Genomic DNA, 19,366 nt, shown 5'->3' with positions numbered 1-19,366 from the left:
CACGGTGTCGCTGATTTCTGCCAGGTCGCGGGTGCGCGCGGCCGGCAGCACCGGGGTCTGGGTGGTGCTGTGGCGCACCGCCACCGGCGGCAGATGCGACTCGCCCAGTGGCAGGCCGAGTTCACCCAGGCGCGCTCTGAGCGCCTGGTACAGCGCGGTGACGCCGTCGTCGTTGAAGCGCGCCGCCATGGTGCCAAACACCGGCATCTGCTCCAGCGGCGTACCGAAAGCCTCCTTGTTGCGCTGCACCTGCTTGGCGACATCGCGCAAGGCATCGAGCGCGCCCTTGCGGTCGAACTTGTTGATGGCGACAAACTCGGCGAAGTCGAGCATGTCGATTTTTTCCAGCTGACTGGCGGCGCCAAACTCGGGCGTCATCACATACAAGGGCACATCCACATGCGGCACGATCGCCGCGTCGCCCTGGCCGATGCCCGAGGTCTCGACCACGATCAAGTCAAAGCCCGCCACCTTGCAAGCGGCAATCACATCGGGCAGCGCCGCACTGATTTCCGAGCCAAAGTCACGTGTGGCCAGGCTGCGCATGAACACTCGCTGACCTGTATCCGTTCGGGCTGAGCCTGTCGAAGCCGATGCCAACCCTTCGGCAGGCTCAGGGCGAACGGAGGATTTCCACGGACCAATCGCATTCATACGGATGCGGTCACCCAGCAGCGCACCGCCGCTCTTGCGCCGTGACGGGTCGATGCTGATCATGGCCACGCGCAGGCTGTCGTTCTGATCGAGCCGCAGACGACGAATCAGCTCGTCGGTGAGCGACGACTTGCCCGCACCGCCAGTACCGGTAATGCCCAAAACGGGTATCTTTTTTGTAGCAGCTTGCGCCCGTATTTCCTGGGCTAGCGCCATTAATGGCTTTGAAAGTTTGCCTTTGGCCTGACCCGCGGCGCTTTCGTTTTCCAGCGCCGTGATGAGCTGCGCCAGGGCGCGCCAGCTCATCTCGGAATGGCCTTGAATGGCGTCGATGGTCTTGGGCGCCAGGCCCGTGAGGTCCTGGTCGCAGCGCATCACCATCTCGCCAATCATGCCGGCCAGGCCCATGCGTTGGCCGTCTTCCGGGCTGTAAATGCGCGTCACGCCATAGGCCTGCAATTCCCGGATTTCCGGCGGCACGATGACGCCGCCGCCACCGCCAAAGACCTGAATGTGCGCGCCGCCGCGGGCTTTGAGCAGGTCCACCATGTATTTGAAGTACTCGACATGCCCGCCCTGGTAGGAGCTGATGGCAATACCCTGCGCATCTTCCTGCAGGGCGGCGGTCACCACCTCTTCGACGCTGCGGTTGTGCCCGAGGTGAATCACCTCGGCACCCATGCTTTGCAGGATGCGGCGCATGATGTTGATGGCCGCATCATGGCCGTCGAACAGGCTGGCAGCGGTCACGAAGCGCACCTTGTGGGTGGGGCGGTATTGGGCCAGCGCCTTGAAATCGGCAGACAGGTCGGTCATGTGCTTATCTCCATGAGGTTGCGGTGAAATTCTGGGGTCGGGCGACGATCAGGCCAGCATTCGCTGACTTGACGTTTACGTAAACGTCAATCTTAGCGGTTTTCCACAACATCGGACTTCAAAAATCCATTAGAGTCCGCATTCTGCTTTGTCAACGCTTGTTTTAAACCCTCCACTTCTGCGGCGACCGAACCATGACATCCACCCCGACCGGCAAGCCCGCCCCGAGCCCCCGCATACCCGCCCCGGCAAACGCTGACCCCGCCGTGGCGCAGGTTCACCCGGCCCAGGGCTATGCCGGTGACATTTCACCCCAACTCGCCTGCCAATGGTGGCAGTCCGGCGACGCGGTGCTGGTCGATGTGCGCAGCGACGCCGAACGGGCCTGGGTTGGTTTTGTACCGGGCGCGCTGGCGCTGACCTGGAAGCAATGGCCGGGCATGACCCTGAACCCCAACTTTGACGCGCAATTGCTGGCCGCGGTGCCAGCGGGCAAAAAAGTCGTCATGCTGTGCCGCAGTGGCATACGCTCGGTGGCAACGGCGCAGCGCGCCACCGAACTCGGGCTGCAGGCCTACAACGTCCTCGAAGGCTTTGAAGGCGACCCGGATGCGCAGGGGCAACGCGGTCACAGCGGGGGTTGGCGCTTTCACGGTCTGCCCTGGCGCCAGGGTTGACGATAATCGCGCCATGACATTTCTGGCCATCGACGTTGGCAACACGCGCCTGAAGTGGGCGCTGTACACCAAGCCCCACCGCGATGCGCCCCTGCTGGCGCAAGGCGCCGAGTTTCTTGACAACATTGACAAACTGGCCGATGGCGCCTGGGCGACGCTGACGCCGCCGACGCACATGCTGGGTTGCATCGTGGCCGGGGATGCGGTGCGACGCCGCGTCGAGGCTCAAATGGAACTCTGGGAGGTCGCGCCGCAATGGGTCGTGGCCAGCGCGGGCGAAGCGGGCTTGACCAACGGCTACGACTACCCGGCCCGTCTGGGCGCCGACCGATGGGTGGCCATGATCGGGGCCTGGCACCACGCGTTCAGCACCGGTCCGGCGCGCCCCCTGGTGGTGGTCATGGTCGGCACCGCCGTCACGGTGGATGCGATTGACGCCAGCGGAAGATTTTTGGGTGGTTTGATTTTGCCCGGCCACGGCATCATGCTGCGCGCCCTCGAATCGGGCACGGCCGGGCTGCATGTACCCACCGGCGAGGTGCGCGAGTTTCCCACCAACACCAGCGACGCACTCACCAGTGGCGGCACCTTTGCCATAGCCGGCGCCGTGAATTGCATGGTGCAGCACCTGCGGGACCATTGCGGCACCGAGCCCAAGTGCATCATGGCGGGCGGCGCCGGCTGGAAGATGGCGCCCAGCATGTCGGTGCAGTTTGAGCTGGTGGACAACCTGATATTTGACGGCCTGCTGGAAATGGCATCGCGCCGGTTTATTGATTAAATCAGGCTGTAGCCCCCGTGTAATAAGCGTGTACAGCTATTAATCACATAGCAAACAAGGCGCCTCAGGCATCGGTTTTGAGCCACGCCTGCACCAGCCGCACCCAGTAGGTGGCACCCAGCGGGATCAGTTCATCGTTGAAGTCGTAACTGGCGTTGTGCAGCATGCACGGGCCGCCGCCATGGCCCATGTCGCGGTGTGTGCCATCACCATTGGCGATGAAGGCGTAGCAACCCGGTTTGGCTTGCAGCATGAAAGAAAAATCTTCCGCACCCATGGTCGGCTCCTGCGCCGTCACCTTGTCTGCGCCGACGATGCCGGCCATGACCCGGCGCGCAAACTCGGCCTCCGCGGCGCTGTTGACGGTGGGCGGGTAGTTGCGCTTGAATTCAAAATCGCACGTCATGGCAAAGGCGGCGCAGAGATGGTCGGTGATTTGCTTCATGCGCTGCTCGATCAGGTCCAGCACGTCCAGCGAGAACGTGCGCACCGTGCCCTGCAGCTCGCAGGTGTTGGCGATGACGTTGGTGGCCTCACCGGCGTGGATCATGGTGACGGAAATCACCCCCGCGTCAATCGGCTTGATGTTGCGGCTGATGATGGTTTGAAAGGCCTGCACCAATTGGCAGGCCACGGGCACCGGGTCGATCGCGTTGTGCGGCATGGCGCCATGCCCGCCCTTGCCGCGCAGCGTGATCTTGAACTCGTTGCTGGACGCCATCACAGCACCCGGACTCACCGCAAACTGGCCCACCTCGGCGCCCGGCCAGTTGTGCATGCCAAACACCGCGTCCATCGGGAACCGCTCAAACAAACCGTCCTTGATCATCTCGCGCGCGCCGCCACCACCTTCTTCTGCCGGCTGGAAAATCAAATAAACCGTGCCGTCAAAATGGCGATTGACGGCGAGGTGCTGCGCCGCTGCCAGCAGCATGGCGGTGTGCCCGTCATGGCCGCAGGCGTGCATCTGGCCGGGCTGCGTGCTGACGTGGGCAAAGGTGTTGAGTTCCTGCATCGGCAACGCGTCCATGTCAGCGCGCAAACCAATGGCGCGGCTTGATGTGCCGCTTTTGACGATGCCGACCACGCCGGTTTGCCCCAAGCCACGGTGGATCGGAATACCCCACTGCGTGAGCTTTTGCGCCACCAGATCGGCGGTACGAACTTCCTTGAAACACAGCTCGGGGTGGGCGTGGATTTCGCGCCGAACGGCGGCCATGCCGGCCGCCTGGGTCACGATGGAATCGATAAGTTTCATGGCACCTCCTTTTGCAGCAGTCTATCGCCAAGCCGACCGTCGCGCTCATGGCATCGCCCGGTGCTCACGCTTCACAAATCGTGGCAAAAGAGCAAAATTAGCCTGTCGTCCTACAGTCGGCTTGCGTCTGAGGGTGCAACATTGAGTTTTTTCCTTTTCTTGCCGCCTTATGTCTTCGCCCGAATCCCTTATCAAAGTCAGTGAAGCATCCACCGTTGCAGCGCCCCCCCTCGATGAGACTGATGCGCGGGCTGCTACCCAGGAGGCTATCGCCGAAGCGGCGCTGAGTTTTTCCATCAAGGTGCTGACGGTCAACATCCACAAGGGATTCACCTTCTTCAACCGCAAATTCATCCTCCATGAGTTGCGCGAAGCGGTTCGTACCGTGGGCGCCGATGTTGTGTTCCTGCAGGAGGTAACCGGGTCCCACGCCCGTCACGAGCGCCGGGTCGCCGACTACCCGACCAACCCCCACTACGAGTTCCTGGCCGACAGCATCTGGCCGCAGTTTGCCTACGGCCGCAATGCCGTCTACCCGGGCGGCCACCATGGCAATGCCGTGTTGTCGAAGTTCGACATCGTCAGTTTCGAGAACCACGACGTGTCCATCATCGGGCCCGAACGGCGTGGACTATTGCACTGTGTGCTGCAGGTGCCAGGCCTTGACACGCAGGTCCACGCCATTTGCGTGCACCTCGGTCTGGCCGAGTCGCATCGCCTCCTGCAGTTGCACATGTTGTGCGACCTGGTGCACCAGCACATACCGGCGAGCGCCCCGGTGATCGTGGCCGGCGACTTCAACGACTGGCGCCGCCGCGCCCACGCGGTGCTGGCGCAGGGCGCCAATCTGCATGAGGTGTTTGTGCAGGCCTATGGCAAGGCTGCCCGCACTTTTCCGGCGCGCTTGCCGGTGCTGGCGCTGGACCGCATTTATGTGCGCAACGCCATTGGCCACGCGCCGCTGGTGCTGCCAATCAGGCCCTGGTCCCACTTGTCGGACCACGCGCCGCTGGCGGCAACGATCGAATTATGAAAAGTCGGTGGGTCAGCGGCAACCGGGTGACCTTGCTGATCAATGGCGACGCCTATTTCCCGCGCGTGTTTGAGTGCATTGCGGCAGCCGAGCACGAGGTCCTGCTGGAGACCTTCATCCTGTTTGAAGACAAGGTCGGTCTGGCCCTGCAGGCGGCGCTGCTGAGCGCGGCGCGGCGTGGCGTGCAGATCGATATCACCATTGACGGTTACGGCTCGCCCGACCTGTCACCCGCCTTCATCTCGGCCCTGACACAGGCCGGCGTGCGGGTCCACGTGTTTGACCCCAGCCCCAGGCTGTGGGGCTACCGCACCAACCTGTTCCGGCGCATGCACCGCAAGATCGTCGTGGTCGACGGTAATCGCGCCTTTGTCGGCGGCATCAACTACTCCGACGACCACCTGGTTGACTTCGGTCCGACCGCCAAGCAGGACTATGCAATTGAAATTGAGGGGCCGCTGGTCAGCCAGATCCAGCACTTTGCCCGCAGCCAGTTGCTCATTGGCCAGGGTGAGCCGCCCAGGCTTCGTGATCGGCTGTTCGGGCGCGAGCCTGACGTCCCGGCGTTACCTGAGCTGCCAGCGGCAGGCAAGGCCGTGGCGCTTCTGGTCACGCGTGACAACCGCCAACACAAAAGCGACATCGAACGTCACTACCGCATTGCCATCCGCACGGCTCGCCACCGGGTCCTGATCGCCAACGCCTATTTTTTTCCCGGCTACCGCTTGCTCAAGCAACTGCGCAAGGCCGCGCAACGCGGCGTGGATGTGCGCCTGATCCTGCAGGGCGAGCCCGACATGCCGATCGTCAAAGTCGCGGCCGGCCTGCTGTATCACCACTTGTTGAGCGCCGGGGTGAAGATTTATGAATACAGCGAACGCCCGCTGCACGGCAAGGTCGCGCTGACCGACAACGAATGGTCGACCGTCGGCTCCAGCAACCTGGATCCGCTGAGCCTGGCGCTGAATCTGGAGGCCAACGTCATCATCAGGGACACCGCCTTCAACCAGCTTCTGGGCGAGCACCTGACGCAGTTGATGCAAAGCAGCTGCAAGCAGATCCTGATTGGCGATGTGGCCGAGACCGGTCTGTGGGTGAGGCTGCGCAGCTTCCTGGTGTTCCATCTGTTGCGGCACTACCCGGCCTGGTTTGGCTGGTTGCCGGTCCATACGCCCCGCCTGACACTGCCCGACCAAGCGCCGGCCCAGGCGGGCGGCGACCACGTGAATGAAGGCCAGGTGTCATGAAGCGTGAGCCAGCGCGGCACCCGTCAGGCATCACCACCAAGGTCTGGTGGCCCTGGCTCAAGCGCTTTGCTAGCGCGGCTTTTTTCATGCTGGTGGCCTGGCTGCTGGTCACGCAGGCACGCGCGATCGAGTGGAACGAGGTGCTGGCCGCCCTGGCCAACTATCCCGTGCACACGCTGCTGGTCGCCGCCGCGCTGGCCCTGCTCAGCCTGACCCTGTACAGCTCATTTGACTTGTTGGGGCGCCACTACACCGGCCACACGCTGCGTGCGCGCACCGTGATGCGGGTCACCTTCATCAGCTACGTGTTCAACCTCAACCTGGGTTCGCTGGTGGGCGGCGTCGCCTTGCGCTACCGGCTTTACGCACGGCTGGGGCTCGGCGCCGGCGTGATCACCCGCGTCATGACACTGAGCATGCTGGCCAACTGGATCGGCTACCTGCTGCTGGCGGGCGTCATTTTTGGCTTTCACGCCCCGGCGCTGCCACCGAGCTGGAAAATTGGCAGCGGCGGCCTGCAGATTCTGGGTTTTGTACTGCTGCTGCTGGCGCTGCTTTACCTGCTGCTGTGCGCTGTGTTGCGCCAGCGCAGCTTCATGCTCTGGGGCCACGAGCTGAACCTGCCCTCGCTGCGCTTGGCAGCGCTGCAATTGGGCATGGGCGCGGCCAACTGGCTGATCATGAGCGGCATCGTCTTCGTGCTGCTGCAGCAAAAAATCGCGTTCCCCACCGTGGTCAGCGTGCTGCTGGTCGCCGCCGTGGCCGGCGTGATCACCCACGTGCCGGCCGGGCTCGGTGTGCTGGAGGCGGTCTTCATCGCCCTGCTGTCGCACCAGGTGCCCAGGCACGAATTGCTGGCTGCCTTGCTGGCCTACCGCCTGATTTACTACCTGACCCCGCTGACGCTGGCGGCCGTGCTGTACCTGGTGGCGGAAACACGGGCCAAAAAATCGGCGCCCGCACGCCGTCAGGTCAGCGCCGCAGCGGACAAGGAATTGGAATAAAACACCGGCCACCTTGATGCTGCATGCCGTTTGGTATTGCGCCAAAATACGGGCATGCCGCATTCCAAGTCCATGAATCCAACATCCTCCCTCCTCGCAGACGCCACCCCGACCCAGGTATTGGGCGCCTGCCCGCACGACTGTCCCGACACTTGCTCGATGCTGACCACCGTCGCCGGCGGCATCGCCATCAAGGTGCAGGGCAACCCGGCCCATCCGCACACCGACGGCGCCCTGTGCACCAAGGTGTCACGCTACACCGAGCGCACTTACCACCCGGAGCGCATCCTGCATCCACTCAAACGCGTGGGCCCCAAGGGCGCCGGCCAGTTCGAGCGCGTGAGTTGGGACGACGCGTTGCAGGACATCGCGACCCGACTCCAAACCATCACCAGCCGGGGGCCGCAGGCGGCGCAGGCCATCCTGCCCTACAGCTACGCCGGCACCATGGGGCTGATCCAGGGCGACGGCATGTCGGCCCGTTTCTTCCACAAGTTGGGCGCCTCCCTGCTGGACCGCACCATCTGCGCCGCTGCCGGGGGCGAAGGCTTGACCCAGACCCTGGGCGGCAAAGTCGGTATGCGGGTCGAATTTTTTGCCGAAGCCCAACTGATCCTGATCTGGGGCAGCAACTCGATTGCCAGCAACCTGCACTTCTGGCGCTACGCCCAGGTGGCCAAGCGCAACGGCGCCAAGCTGATCTGCATTGACCCGCGTTTGAGCGAAACGGCGGATAAATGCCACGAACACATCGCGCTGCTGCCCGGCACCGACGGCGCCCTGGCGCTGGCGCTGATGCACGAACTGATCACACATGACTGGCTCGATCACGACTACCTGACGCACTACACGCTGGGTTGGGACCTGCTGCGTGAGCGGGCGCTGCAATGGTCACCGGAGCGGGCCGCGCTGGTGTGCGGCGTCGACCCCGAGCAGATCCGCGCCCTGGCCCGTGACTACGGTGCCTGTGTGGCAAGCCATGCACCTGCGGGGATCCGCATCAACTATGGGATGCAACGCGTCCACGGCGGCGGCAACGCCGTGCGCCTGATTGCCTCTCTACCCGCCTTGATTGGCGCCTGGCGCCACCGCGCCGGCGGTGCGCTGCTCTCCAGTTCGAGCATGTTTCCGGTGAAAAAAGCAGCACTGCAGCGGCCCGACCTGCTGGCCGGCACAACCCCGCGCACCTTCAACATGAGCACCATCGGCGACGATCTGCTGCGCCCGGCCAGCGCGGCTTTCGGCCCGGCGATTGAGACGCTGATCGTCTACAACAGCAACCCGGTGGCGGTCGCCCCCGAGTCAGCCAGGGTGGTGCAGGGCTTCGCGCGGGAAGACCTCTTCACCGTGGTGCTGGAGCACTTCCAGACCGACACCGCCGACTATGCCGACTACATCCTGCCCGCCACCACACAGCTGGAGCATTGGGATGTGCATTCGAGCTACGGCCACACCGATGCGCTGCTCAATCGCCCGGCCATTGCGCCGCTGGGCGAGGCCAAACCCAACACGCAAATTTTTCGCGAGCTGGCCGCACACCTGGGTTTCACCGAGCCCTGCTTTGCCGACGATGACATGGCGCTGTGCCGCATGGCCTATGGCGACGCCGTTGATTTTGACGAGTTGCTCCATCACGGCTTTGCCACGCTGAAAACACCCGAGGCACCATTTGCCCAGGGCAAGTTCCCCACGCCCTCCGGCAAATGCGAGTTTTTCAGCGCCCGGCTGGCGGCGCAGGGGCTGGACGGCCTGCCCGACCATGTGCCCAACTACGAAGCGTTTGCGTCGTCGCCGCTGTATCCGCTGGCCATGATCTCGCCACCCGCGCGCAATTTTCTGAACTCCACGTTCGTCAATGTGCGGAGCCTGCAAGACACGGAGCGCGAACCGCTGCTGGAAATGCATGCCAGCGATGCGGCGGCGCGTGGCATCCAGAGCGGCGACGTCGTGCGGGTCTTCAACGCCCGTGGCGAGTACCGCTGCAAGGCAGAAATCTCACGGCGCGCGCGCCCCGGGGTGGTCAACGGCCTGGGCGTGTGGTGGCGCAAACTGGGCCTGAGCGGCACCAATGTGAATCAGCTCACCAGTCAAAACCTGACCGACCTGGGCGGCGGCCCCACGTTTTATGACTGCCTGGTGCAGGTGATGGCGGATCAGGCTTCATGAACACCGCCTGTTGCTATAAATAATATAGCTATCTACGCCCGTATTCATTGGGCTATAAGCACTTTTTATAGAAAAACTCAGGACCCCAGTGCGGCCACCAGAAAATCGATCCACACGCGCAGCTTGGCCGCCAGAAAGCGATTCGGCGGGTACAGCAGCCAGGCCGTGCCGGCGTAATCGGTCTTGTGCTCCCAGTCATCCAGAACCGTCACCAAGTCCGCCTTGGCCAGGGCCTCGCGGGCGGTAAATTCAGGCAGGCTGGCAATACCCAGATGCTGCCGCGCACCGTCCAGGCGCACCTCGCTGTGGTTGGCCACATAACGCCCGCTGACCCGCACCGTGGCTTCTTCAGCCCCTCTTTGAAAACGCCAGTGGCGGTCGCGCTCGTCCTCGCCCAGGTAAAGGCAACTGTGTTGCACCAGATCACGCGGGTGCGCTGGCGTGCCATGCGCTGCCAGGTACTGCGAGCTGGCGCAAACCAGGTGGCGAATCGTTGTCAGAGGTCGGCCGGCCAAACCCGGTGGTGGTGCATCGGTGATGCGAATGGCCAGGTCAACGGACTCCTCAAACAGATCCACCGTGCGGTCGGTGATGATGAGTTGCACATCCACCTCGGGGTAGCGTGCCAGGAACGCAGGCATCAGCGGGTGCACCACCTGCCTGCCAAAGGCTTTGGGCATGCTCACACGTACCAGCCCGCGCGGCGTCGCGCTTTGGCTGTCGCTCAGGGCCATCACCTCGCGCGCGGCCGCCACCAAGGCCTGGCAGCGCGTAAACGCGGCACTGCCCGCCTCCGTCAGGCGCAGCTTGCGGGTGGTGCGCTCCAGCAGCCGCACCCGCAATACCCCCTCCAGCCGCGCCACCTGGCGGCTCACGGCTGACGGGGTCAAACCCAACTGACGGGCCGCGCCGGAGAAACTGCCGGCATCCACCACACGGGCAAATACCACCATGTCAGGCAGGTTTTCAAGCGGGCTATTGATGCTCATGACGCACAGGTGATGTTCTTCATGACTGGATTATCACCAAAAGGAACCAAATCTATCATGGCCACTCGTTTCTGCTTTCCCATATCTGCCATGACCACCTTGACCCTGCCCCAACCCAAACACCTGCTGCGCCTGTCCGACTTCACGCTGCTGCTGGTGGCCATGGTCTGGGGTACCAGCTACGGCGTCGCCAAAGGGGCTCTGGCTTTTTACCCGGTGCTGGGCTTTCTGGCGGTGCGTTTTATGCTGACCTTCGTCCTGCTGCTGCCGGCACTGCTGCGCGCACCCGCCGTTCAAAGGCGCGACGCCCTGCGCACTGGCCTGCCGCTGGGCGCGCTGATGCTGGGCATTTTTTTGTGTGAAACATTTGGTGTCGCCCATACCCAGGCCAGTAACGCCGCTTTTTTGATCAGCCTGTGCGTGGTGCTGACGCCGTTTGCTGAGTGGTGGCTGCTGGGCCGGCGCCCGGCGCAGGCCATGTTTGTGTTTGCGGCCATCTCACTGCTGGGGGCGGCGTTGCTGAGCGGCGGCATCGCTGGCCGCTTGAGTTGGGGCGACGGCCTGATGCTGGCCGCGGCGGTGCTGCGCGCCATCACGGTGTGCCAGACCAGCCAACTCACCCGCCACAGCAGTGCATCGGCACTGGCACTCACGGCCGTGCAGGCCGGCGTGATTGGCATCGGCAGCCTGCTGCTGGCCCTGCTGATGCCCGGTGATTTGTCCCCGCTGCCGACCCAGCTTGCCTTCTGGCAGGCCACGCTGTACCTGGTGCTGGGCTGCACGGTGTTTGCCTTCTTTGCCCAAAACTGGGCCCTCAGACACAGCGCGCCCAGCCGGGTTGCCCTGCTGACCAGCACCGAGCCCGCCTTTGGCGCCTTGTTTGCTGTGCTCTGGCTGGGCGAGAGTCTCAGCGCCACGGCTTGGCTGGGCGGCGGGCTGATTGTGCTGGCGGCGCTGTGGACCACGTTGCGGCGCAGTTAAGACCCCTACAACGCCGCCTGGCCGTCCATTCAGCCGCCCCCATGCGCTCAAACCGCGTATTTGATGACATGCAAAACACGCTGGCCGGTTGGCGCAGACGCGACCAGCGAGTCTGAAAACAGAGCTGATTTTGCTATATTTTCAGTAGCAACTTATGCATGTAACACGTGGGCTACAGGTAGTTTTCTCTCAAACAAACTTTCGTCGGAGCTACACAACTTTACCCAAGCTTCACGCCATCCATTGACGCATGGTTTTACAATAAGTAATTGATTAATTACTTTCGCCTCCATGCAAGTCATCGACAAACCTTCCAAGCAGCGCACCGAGGTGCGTCAGGCCAGCCTGGTTGAAGCCGCGTTGCGGCTGGCGGCGCAGCGCAGCCCGGCGGACATCACGACGGGCGACCTGGCGCAGGCGGTCGGCATCACCCAAGGCGCCGTGTTTCGGCACTTTGCCAGCAAAGAAGCAATATGGCTGGCGGTGCTGGACTGGGTCACTCAAACGCTGATGAGCCGCCTGCAAGCGGCCGCCCAAGGGGCCCAGGCAGCGGAATCCGCCGAAATCAAAATCTCGCCCAGCGGACCCGAATCAGCCCAGTCTGCCCTGGTTTCACCAAGCCCAGGCTCAAACCGCTCGGCACTGACCGCCCTGCAGGCTGTCTTCATGGCCCACGTGGATTTTGTGGTGACGCACCCCGGCGTGCCGCGCGTGATTTTTCAGGAGTTGCAACAGCCACACGACACCGCCCTAAAAGCGCGCGTGCGGGATCTGCTGCTGCAGTACCGGCGGTTGCTCATGCAACTCTTGCAGCAAGTCCAAACACAACAAGCGATGGCGCCAGATATCGATTTACGGGCTGCGGCCGTTCTGTTCATCGGCTCGGTGCAGGGGCTGGTGATGCAAGCAATGATCTCTGGTGATGTGCCCGCCATGGCCACACAAGCCCCTGGCGTGTTTGCCATCTTCCAGCGCGGCCTGCTGGCACAAGCGCCCCTTTGATTCAGAAAGAACCCCCATGACACCCAATCCCCTGTTGCTGCGCCGCCTCGCCCTGGGCGCGCTTGCCTTGGCTCTGGTTAGCGCGATCGCCTTTGTGTCGCTGCGCACCGGGCCGCTGGCCCCCATCAAGATCACGGTCACGCAAGCCCATGAGGGCACGTTGAGCCCCGCCATTTTTGGCATCGGCACGGTCGAGGCGCGCCGCAGCTGGATGGTCGGCCCCACCGTGGCGGGCCGGGTATTGAACGTCAAAGTAGACGTGGGTGATGTGGTCAAGGCCGGGCAACTGCTGGCCGAAATGGACCCGATTGACCTGGAACAGCGCCTGAGCGCGCTCGATGCCTCACTGGCACGGGCCGGCAGCGCACAGACGGCGGCACAAGCGCAATTGAAAGATGCCGCCGCGCGGCGTGCCTTGGCAGCCGCCAACACCCAGCGCAATCAGGACCTGGCGCGGCAAAACTTCATCAGTCCCGGCGCACTCGATGCCCGCTTGCAAGAGCAGGCCTCGGCCGATGCCGCCGTGCAGGCGGCATCGGCCAATTTGGCGGGTAGCGGCCAAGACATGAGCCGCCTGAAGGCCGAACGCGCCGGTCTGGCGCAGCAACGCAGCAATGTGCGCCTGCTGGCCCCGGCCGACAGCGTGGTCACCACCCGCGATGCCGAGGCCGGCAGCACCGTGGTGGCGGGCCAACCGGTCTTGCGTCTGATCGACCCGAGCAGCCTGTGGGTGAAATTGCGGGTGGACCAGGGCCGCTCTGCCGGCTTGGCGCCCGGGTTGCAGGGCGGCATTGTGCTGCGCTCACAACCGCAAACCACCTTGCCCGGCCAGGTCGCGCGCATTGAGTTGCTGGCTGACAGCGTGACTGAAGAGCGTATCGCGCAAGTGGCTTTTACCGAACCGCGCCCAGGTATCTCGGTGGGTGAAATGGCAGAAGTGACCCTGCAACTGCCCGCCACCGCCCCCGCCCTGCTGCTGCCCAACGCCAGCGTACAGCGTCAAAACGGACAGACCGGTGTCTGGCGGCTCAATGGCGACACGCCGGAATTTACCCCGGTAGAACTCGGTGCCCGCAGCCTGGACGGTCAGGTGCAGGTGCTCAAAGGACTGAGCCAAGGTGACCGCGTGGTGGTCTACAGCGAAAAAGCCCTCAAGGCCGGTGCCCGTGTGAAGGTGGTGGAGGCCTTGACCCAAACAACAGGCAAGCCATGATCAGCCTGGCAGGTCGCGACATTCTGCACGGCTGGGGCAAGTTTGCCCTGACGGGCTTGGGGCTGGGGCTGCTGATTGGCGTGACGCTGACAATGGGCGGTGTGTACCGTGGCATGGTGAACGATGCGCAGGCACTCCTGACCAACAGCGGCGCGGACCTGTGGGTGGTGCAAAAAGACACCCAAGGCCCCTATGCCGAGGCCTCCAGCCTGAAAGACGACGTGGTGCGCAGCGTGCGCGGCATGCCCGGTGTGGGCCACGCGTCCAACGTCACTTACCTGACCCAGCAGGTGCAAAAAGCCAGTGGCGACGAAGTGCGCGTGATGGTGGTCGGCATTGAGCCGGGCCAGCCCGGCGAACCGGGCTACCTGGTGGCTGGCCGCCAACTCACCCGCGATCACTATGAGGCCGTGGTCGATATCAAAACCGGCTTCAAACTGGGCGAAGAATTGCAGGTGCGCCGCCACAACTACCGCGTCGTGGGCCTGACGCAGCGCATGGTGTCGTCCGGCGGCGACCCGATGGTGTTCATCCCTTTGAAAGACGCGCAAGAGGCGCAGTTTTTGAAGGACAACGACACGATCGTCAATGACCGCACCCGCACGGCGACCAACCCGGCCTTCAATCGCCCTGGCGTGCCCGGCTTGCTGGAAGCGGTGCAAGGTCTGCAGACCAGCAGCCACAACGTCAATGCGGTGTTGGTCCAGCTGCAGCCCGGTTGGCAGGCCGACGAGGTAGCTCAATCGCTCACCCGTTGGAAGCATGTGCAGGTGTACACCCGCGCGGGCATGGAAGAGATTCTGGTGGCCAAGCTGATTGCCACTTCAGCCAAACAAATTGGCATGTTTCTGGCCATTCTGGCGGTCGTGAGTGCTGCCATTGTGGCCTTCATCATTTACACCATGACGCTGGGAAAAATCCGCGAAATTGCGGTGCTCAAGCTGATAGGCACGCGCAACCGAACCATTGCCAGCATGATCTTGCAGCAGGCGCTGGGCCTGGGGCTGATCGGCTTCATTGTGGGCAAGGTGTCGGCCACGGTGTGGGCGCCGGTGTTCCCGAAATTTGTGCTGCTGATGCCGCAAGACGCCCTCATCGGCCTGGCGGCCACGCTGGTGATATGCGCGCTGGCCAGTACGCTGGCGATCCGCGTGGCGCTCAAAGTGGACCCGGCGGAGGCGATTGGATGAGCACCATGAAAACCCACAAAACCGAGCCGGGTGGCATCCGCATTGAAGGCCTGCGCAAGGTCTATGGCAAAGGCGACAGCGCGGTCGAAGCCCTCAAAAACGTCAACATGTCTGTGGCCCCGGGTGAAGTCGTTGGCCTGGTGGGCCCATCGGGTTCTGGCAAAAGCACGCTGCTGAAATGCCTGGGCGCCATTATTGAGCCCACGTCAGGGCGCATGACCCTCGGGGCTGACGTGATCTATGACAATGGCTGGAAGGTGGCCGACCTGCGTACGCTGCGGCGCGACCGCATTGGCTTTATCTTCCAGGCGCCGTACCTGATTCCGTTTCTGGACGTGACCGACAACGTGGCGCTGCTCCCCATGCTGGCGGGGGTGGCCAACGCGCAGTCAAGGGCGCGCGCACTGGAGCTGCTCACCGCACTGGATGTGCAGCACCGCGCCAAAGCGGAGCCTTCCCAGCTCTCGGGCGGCGAGCAACAGCGGGTGTCGATTGCCCGCGCCTTGGCGAATCGCCCGCCGGTCATTCTGGCGGACGAGCCCACCGCACCGCTGGACAGCGAGCGCGCCTTGGGTGTGATGCGCATCCTGAACCAGATGGCGGTGCAAGCGCACACGGCCATCATCGTGGTGACCCACGACGAAAAGATCATCCCCATCTTCAAGCGGATTTACCACATCCGCGACGGGCAAACGGTGGAAGAGCAAGGCGAGGGGCGGACCTTGGGGTGAGGCAAGTGCCGCGCATCTCGCTGATTGCACAGCCAACTGTGTCATGCGCAGTATCCAATATCATGAGACACTGCAACGTTTACTTACACTCGTCTGCATGTTCTTCCAGCGCTTTCAGCCGCAGTCGCTCAAAACCCGCGTCACCCTGCTGACGCTGCTCATCGTGGTGCTCAGCTTCTTGTCGCTGGCTTCCTACATGAAAGGGCTGCTGCGCGAAGAACTGCTGCGTTTTACCGGCGAACAACAGCGTTCAGCCCTGAACCTGCTGACCGCTGAAGTCAACCACGGCCTGCAAGACCGCTTGGGCACGCTCAAAACAGTGGCCTCAAGGGTCAGTCCGACGCAGCTGGATGACAAAGCAGCAATGCAGGCTTTTCTGCTTGAACGGCCGTTTCTGGCCGGGCTGTTCAATAGCGGCGCCATGATCTGGAACCGGCAAGGGGTGTTGCAGGCGGACGTGCAATTCTTGAAAGACGGGCTTGTCGCCAACGCGCTTGATCCGCAAGAGTTGGCCACGCTTCTCAAGGACGGCGAAGCTGTCATTGGCCGCATTCACTTTCGCAGCAAGCCAAACGCGGCTGCGTTTGCCATGGCCGTGCCGATTCGCAACCCCCAGGGCGAGGTCATCGGCGCATTGGCAGGTGTTATCCGGCTGGATCAAGCCAACTTTTTGAGCCAATTGGCCTCGCACCGTTATGGCAAGACCGGCAACTTCTTTCTGCTGGACGCGCGCCAAAGGCTGATTTTTGCCACGTCCGACAAACCGCGCTTGATGGAAGTGCTGCCCGCCCCTGGCATCAGTCCCTGGATTGACCGATTTGTGCAGGGCTTCGAGGGTACGGCACGGGTGGTCAACCCGCATGGTGTTGAGGTGCTGGTCAGCATCCGGCAGATTCCCCTGGCCCACTGGTACGCCTCCGTCACACTCGCGCCCGAGGAAACCTTTGCCCTGATTGAGGCGATCAAGCTACGCGGCCGGCTGGCCGCACTGGTGCTGGCTCTTTTTTGCTTGACCGTCATCTGGTTGATGCTGCGCCGCCAGCTCGCCCCCATGACGGCGGCAGTCAACACATTGGACGGCTTTGTGCGCCAAAACCAGCCGCCACAAGCACTGCCTGTGGTTCGACAAGACGAAATCGGCCAATTGGTGGGTGGCTTTAACCGGCTGCTCGACACCTTGGCGCAACAGCAAAAAGTGTTGCAGGACAGTGAGATCTTCAAACAAGCGGTGCTCAATTCAGTGACCGCCGAAATTGCCGTGCTCAGCCACGACGGCGTTATTTTGGCGGTCAACGATGCCTGGCGGCGTTGTTCACAAGCGTGTGCAGCCGAGTTCGGGCAGAGCGCAAGCAGCGCCGAGGTGGGTGCCAATTACATCGCAGCCTGTCAAAGCGTGGAGGCTGATCCTGCCGCAAGCGGCACGCTGTCGGCGCAAGACGGCATTCGGGCCGTGCTGGACGGTCGCTCGGCGCGTTTCTACCTCGAATATCCGTGCCATTCTCCACAGCAACAGCGCTGGTTCAGCATGAGCGTGACCCCACTGCAAGGCGAGGCCCTGCAAGGCGCGGTGGTGTCACTTGAAGATATTTCTGAGCGCATCCAGATGGAAAAGCAGGTGCGTGATCTGGCTTTTTATGACCCCCTCACCCATTTGCCCAACCGGCGCCTGGCGCTGGAGCGACTGACGCAACAGCTGGTGCACGCACGTCGGGCCAAAACTCGCCTGGCGCTGTTGTTTATCGACCTGGACAAGTTCAAGCCGATCAACGACGCGCTCGGGCACGAGGTCGGAGACTGGGTACTGCATGCCGTGGCACAGCGCATTCAGGCGTGTCTGCGCGAGTCGGATACCGCCGCGCGCCTGGGCGGTGACGAGTTTGTGGTGCTGCTGCCTGACCTGCAAGCCAGCGACGCGGCACTGGCGGTGGCCGAAAAAATCCGCACTGCGCTGGCGCAGGACTTTGTGACCACCCAGGGTCTGGTGCTGAGCATGTCGTCGAGCATCGGGGTGGCTTTGTACCCGGACCATGGCGAGACCGAAAAAGACTTGCTGCGTCTGGGAGATGAGGCCATGTACCGGGCAAAAAAGAGCGGATGCAATGCCGTGCAGCTGTGCGTGAAGGCATTGCCAGCGCCCGCCCCCGAGGCCAGCGACCCGGCGCAAAAATCCCATGTTCACCTGCGCTGGAAAGCCGCTTTTGCCAGCGGCAACCCGGAGCTTGATCAGGAGCATGAAACGCTGTTCCGGCTGGCCAACGCACTGCTGGACGAGGCACCATTGCGCCGGCAACAGCCGGCCGCATTCGAGGCCGCGTTTGAGGCGCTGCTGGCGCACGTGGTGGAACACTTTGCGCATGAAGAAGCTATTTTGTTGGCGCACGGCTTTGCCGGCATGGCGGACCATGCGCGCCAGCATCAGGCTCTGCTGGCGCGGGCACACGCGCTGCATCTTTCAGCGCTGGCGGCAGACTCAGGGGATGCCACCGAGGGTGAACTGGTCAAATTCCTGGTGACCGAGCTGGTTGCGGACCACATGTTGCACGCAGACCGCGCTTTTTTCCCCCTGTTTGCCGCCCCAAGCGTTCAGACGCTGGCTGCACCAAAGTTTTCCGGCATCTGAATCGCCACCACTTCGCCGCGCGCGGTGGCCACGCCAGCGGCGTACACCGTGGTTTCAATCACCACTTTGCGGCCCTTGATTTCTTTCACCCGGCCTCGAATTTCCAGGGTCTGGGCAATCGGCGTGGGCTTGAGATAGTCCACATGCAGCGAGCCCGTCACAAAGCGGAACGCCGGCAGCGTGTCCATCTCACGGCCTTCCTGCCGGTACATGGCCGCCGCCGCGGTGCCGGTGCTGTGGCAGTCAATCAGCGAGGCCAGCAGCCCGCCATAGGTAAAACCGGGAATGGCGGTGTGAAACGGCTCCGGCGTGAAATGGGTCACAGTCTCTTCACCGTCCCAAAAGGTTTTGATGCGGTGCCCATGGACATTTTTGGAGCCGCATCCATAGCAGTGCGCCAGGTTTTCAGGGTAATAGTCTTGAAATGCTTTCATGGTCTTGCTGGTCTCGCTAAATATATAATTAACAACTGATATTTTAAGGAATGATGATGAGCACTTTTGACCATGCTGGCCTGATTCAGGATATCAATGAAGGCCTGGCACCGTTTCGCAAGACGCAGTCCGAGGTCATGCAGGGCTTTGGCCATTTGGCACGGGCCGCCATGGCCGAGGGTGTCATCAGCGCCAAAAACAAGGAACTGATGGCCCTGGCCATTGGCGTGACGCAACGGTGTTCTGGCTGCATCGGCTTTCATGTCAAGGCCTTGCACAAGCTCAACTGCACCCGGGCCGAGCTGGAAGAAATGCTCAGTGTCTGCGTGTACATGGGCGGTGGCCCGGCGCTGATGCATGCCGCAGAAGCGCTCAAGGCCTGGGAGAGCATGGCCCCTGCAGCAAGCATCAGCCAGCCCTAATTCGGCACCAAAAACACAGATTTCTCTGCATCATGGACATGCATGTCAATCGATTCGATTTCGAATTTGATCGGATGTGAGCCGGGCGGCGCCACTTCGGGCGGCAACTGGGCCCGCACCACCAGCGAGCGCGCCTGCGTTGCCGGCA

Annotated in this window: 18 protein-coding genes; 13 read left to right on the top strand and 5 right to left on the bottom strand. The window is 62.7% G+C overall.

Annotated features, from left to right (window positions below):
• The coding region (locus WA157_RS10785) for a cobalamin-dependent protein (protein WP_422620956.1) at positions 1-1,470 on the bottom strand (1,470 nt) is incomplete at its 3' end.
• A gap of 194 nt (positions 1,471-1,664) precedes the next feature.
• Between WA157_RS10785 and WA157_RS10780 the strand changes: the two genes are divergently transcribed.
• Positions 1,665-2,147: a rhodanese-like domain-containing protein gene (locus tag WA157_RS10780; RefSeq protein WP_422620955.1), complete on the top strand. Its 483-nt coding sequence runs from the start codon at positions 1,665-1,667 to the stop codon at positions 2,145-2,147.
• A 13-nt stretch (positions 2,148-2,160) separates the two neighbouring features.
• On the top strand, positions 2,161-2,928 hold the full coding sequence (locus WA157_RS10775) for a type III pantothenate kinase (protein WP_422620954.1): 768 nt from the start codon (positions 2,161-2,163) through the stop codon (positions 2,926-2,928).
• A 64-nt stretch (positions 2,929-2,992) separates the two neighbouring features.
• On the opposite strand, the gene WA157_RS10770 is transcribed toward WA157_RS10775, so the two are convergent.
• Entirely contained in the window at positions 2,993-4,186 is a 1,194-nt protein-coding gene (locus WA157_RS10770) for a M20 aminoacylase family protein (protein WP_422620953.1), read from the bottom strand.
• 169 nt (positions 4,187-4,355) lie between these two features.
• Between WA157_RS10770 and WA157_RS10765 the strand changes: the two genes are divergently transcribed.
• The 4 genes from WA157_RS10765 to WA157_RS10750 all read left to right on the top strand — a co-directional run bounded on the left by WA157_RS10765 (position 4,356) and on the right by WA157_RS10750 (position 9,636).
• Positions 4,356-5,219, top strand: coding sequence for an endonuclease/exonuclease/phosphatase family protein (locus tag WA157_RS10765; protein ID WP_422620952.1), 864 nt, complete (start codon positions 4,356-4,358; stop codon positions 5,217-5,219).
• Positions 5,216-6,466 carry a cardiolipin synthase ClsB gene (clsB, locus tag WA157_RS10760; RefSeq protein ID WP_422620951.1) on the top strand — a complete coding sequence of 417 codons (1,251 nt, stop codon included), beginning with the start codon at positions 5,216-5,218 and terminating at the stop codon, positions 6,464-6,466. The genes WA157_RS10765 and clsB overlap by 4 nt, the downstream gene beginning before the upstream one ends.
• Entirely contained in the window at positions 6,463-7,470 is a 1,008-nt protein-coding gene (locus WA157_RS10755) for a lysylphosphatidylglycerol synthase domain-containing protein (protein WP_422620950.1), read from the top strand. Before clsB ends, WA157_RS10755 begins: the two co-directional genes overlap by 4 nt.
• A gap of 72 nt (positions 7,471-7,542) precedes the next feature.
• A complete protein-coding gene (locus WA157_RS10750) occupies positions 7,543-9,636 on the top strand; it encodes a molybdopterin-containing oxidoreductase family protein (RefSeq protein WP_422620949.1) in 2,094 nt (697 codons plus the stop codon).
• 77 nt (positions 9,637-9,713) lie between these two features.
• On the opposite strand, the gene WA157_RS10745 is transcribed toward WA157_RS10750, so the two are convergent.
• Complete coding sequence (locus tag WA157_RS10745) at positions 9,714-10,625, bottom strand: LysR family transcriptional regulator (protein ID WP_422620948.1); 912 nt, start codon at positions 10,623-10,625, stop codon at positions 9,714-9,716.
• A gap of 57 nt (positions 10,626-10,682) precedes the next feature.
• On the opposite strand from WA157_RS10745, the gene WA157_RS10740 reads away from it, so the two are divergent.
• From WA157_RS10740 to WA157_RS10715, 6 genes are all read left to right on the top strand, one after another.
• Positions 10,683-11,606, top strand: coding sequence for a DMT family transporter (locus WA157_RS10740; protein ID WP_422620947.1), 924 nt, complete (start codon positions 10,683-10,685; stop codon positions 11,604-11,606).
• 291 nt (positions 11,607-11,897) lie between these two features.
• Positions 11,898-12,608 (top strand): TetR/AcrR family transcriptional regulator, encoded by a 711-nt coding sequence (locus WA157_RS10735; protein WP_422620946.1) that lies wholly within the window; start codon positions 11,898-11,900, stop codon positions 12,606-12,608.
• Positions 12,609-12,624: 16 nt separating this feature from the next.
• Complete coding sequence (locus tag WA157_RS10730; RefSeq protein ID WP_422620945.1) at positions 12,625-13,821, top strand: efflux RND transporter periplasmic adaptor subunit; 1,197 nt, start codon at positions 12,625-12,627, stop codon at positions 13,819-13,821.
• Positions 13,818-15,011: an ABC transporter permease gene (locus tag WA157_RS10725; RefSeq protein WP_422620944.1), complete on the top strand. Its 1,194-nt coding sequence runs from the start codon at positions 13,818-13,820 to the stop codon at positions 15,009-15,011. The genes WA157_RS10730 and WA157_RS10725 overlap by 4 nt, the downstream gene beginning before the upstream one ends.
• Positions 15,008-15,742 (top strand): ABC transporter ATP-binding protein, encoded by a 735-nt coding sequence (locus WA157_RS10720; protein WP_422620943.1) that lies wholly within the window; start codon positions 15,008-15,010, stop codon positions 15,740-15,742. The genes WA157_RS10725 and WA157_RS10720 overlap by 4 nt, the downstream gene beginning before the upstream one ends.
• Before the next feature lie 97 nt (positions 15,743-15,839).
• Entirely contained in the window at positions 15,840-18,362 is a 2,523-nt protein-coding gene (locus tag WA157_RS10715; protein ID WP_422620942.1) for a diguanylate cyclase domain-containing protein, read from the top strand.
• On the opposite strand, the gene WA157_RS10710 is transcribed toward WA157_RS10715, so the two are convergent.
• Positions 18,326-18,796, bottom strand: a complete 471-nt coding sequence (locus WA157_RS10710; RefSeq protein WP_422620941.1) for a PaaI family thioesterase — start codon at positions 18,794-18,796, stop codon at positions 18,326-18,328. The two genes, WA157_RS10715 and WA157_RS10710, sit on opposite strands and share 37 nt — an antisense overlap.
• 56 nt (positions 18,797-18,852) lie before the next feature.
• On the opposite strand from WA157_RS10710, the gene WA157_RS10705 reads away from it, so the two are divergent.
• A complete protein-coding gene (locus WA157_RS10705; RefSeq protein ID WP_422620940.1) occupies positions 18,853-19,218 on the top strand; it encodes a carboxymuconolactone decarboxylase family protein in 366 nt (121 codons plus the stop codon).
• On the opposite strand, the gene WA157_RS10700 is transcribed toward WA157_RS10705, so the two are convergent.
• Positions 19,215-19,366, bottom strand: a 152-nt coding sequence (locus WA157_RS10700) for a FixG Ig-like domain-containing protein (protein ID WP_422620141.1), incomplete at its 5' end; no start/stop codon positions are given. The two genes, WA157_RS10705 and WA157_RS10700, sit on opposite strands and share 4 nt — an antisense overlap.

It is taken from the genome of Rhodoferax ferrireducens (assembly GCF_049302455.1).
Taxonomy (GTDB): Bacteria; Pseudomonadota; Gammaproteobacteria; order Burkholderiales; family Burkholderiaceae_C; genus Rhodoferax; species Rhodoferax ferrireducens_B.
The sequence above is the reverse complement of the archived record's forward strand: the minus strand, read 5'-3'. Positions and strand labels throughout refer to the sequence as shown.

Coding starts and splice junctions, on each gene's coding strand:
- WA157_RS10720 (WP_422620943.1), top strand. CDS start 15,008: ATGAGCACCATGAAAACCCACAAAACCGAGCCGGGTGGCATCCGCATT.
- WA157_RS10710 (WP_422620941.1), bottom strand. CDS start 18,796: ATGAAAGCATTTCAAGACTATTACCCTGAAAACCTGGCGCACTGCTAT.
- WA157_RS10715 (WP_422620942.1), top strand. CDS start 15,840: ATGTTCTTCCAGCGCTTTCAGCCGCAGTCGCTCAAAACCCGCGTCACC.
- WA157_RS10770 (WP_422620953.1), bottom strand. CDS start 4,186: ATGAAACTTATCGATTCCATCGTGACCCAGGCGGCCGGCATGGCCGCC.
- clsB (WP_422620951.1), top strand. CDS start 5,216: ATGAAAAGTCGGTGGGTCAGCGGCAACCGGGTGACCTTGCTGATCAAT.
- WA157_RS10755 (WP_422620950.1), top strand. CDS start 6,463: ATGAAGCGTGAGCCAGCGCGGCACCCGTCAGGCATCACCACCAAGGTC.
- WA157_RS10705 (WP_422620940.1), top strand. CDS start 18,853: ATGAGCACTTTTGACCATGCTGGCCTGATTCAGGATATCAATGAAGGC.
- WA157_RS10765 (WP_422620952.1), top strand. CDS start 4,356: ATGTCTTCGCCCGAATCCCTTATCAAAGTCAGTGAAGCATCCACCGTT.
- WA157_RS10775 (WP_422620954.1), top strand. CDS start 2,161: ATGACATTTCTGGCCATCGACGTTGGCAACACGCGCCTGAAGTGGGCG.
- WA157_RS10735 (WP_422620946.1), top strand. CDS start 11,898: ATGCAAGTCATCGACAAACCTTCCAAGCAGCGCACCGAGGTGCGTCAG.
- WA157_RS10740 (WP_422620947.1), top strand. CDS start 10,683: ATGGCCACTCGTTTCTGCTTTCCCATATCTGCCATGACCACCTTGACC.
- WA157_RS10780 (WP_422620955.1), top strand. CDS start 1,665: ATGACATCCACCCCGACCGGCAAGCCCGCCCCGAGCCCCCGCATACCC.
- WA157_RS10750 (WP_422620949.1), top strand. CDS start 7,543: ATGAATCCAACATCCTCCCTCCTCGCAGACGCCACCCCGACCCAGGTA.
- WA157_RS10730 (WP_422620945.1), top strand. CDS start 12,625: ATGACACCCAATCCCCTGTTGCTGCGCCGCCTCGCCCTGGGCGCGCTT.
- WA157_RS10745 (WP_422620948.1), bottom strand. CDS start 10,625: ATGAGCATCAATAGCCCGCTTGAAAACCTGCCTGACATGGTGGTATTT.
- WA157_RS10725 (WP_422620944.1), top strand. CDS start 13,818: ATGATCAGCCTGGCAGGTCGCGACATTCTGCACGGCTGGGGCAAGTTT.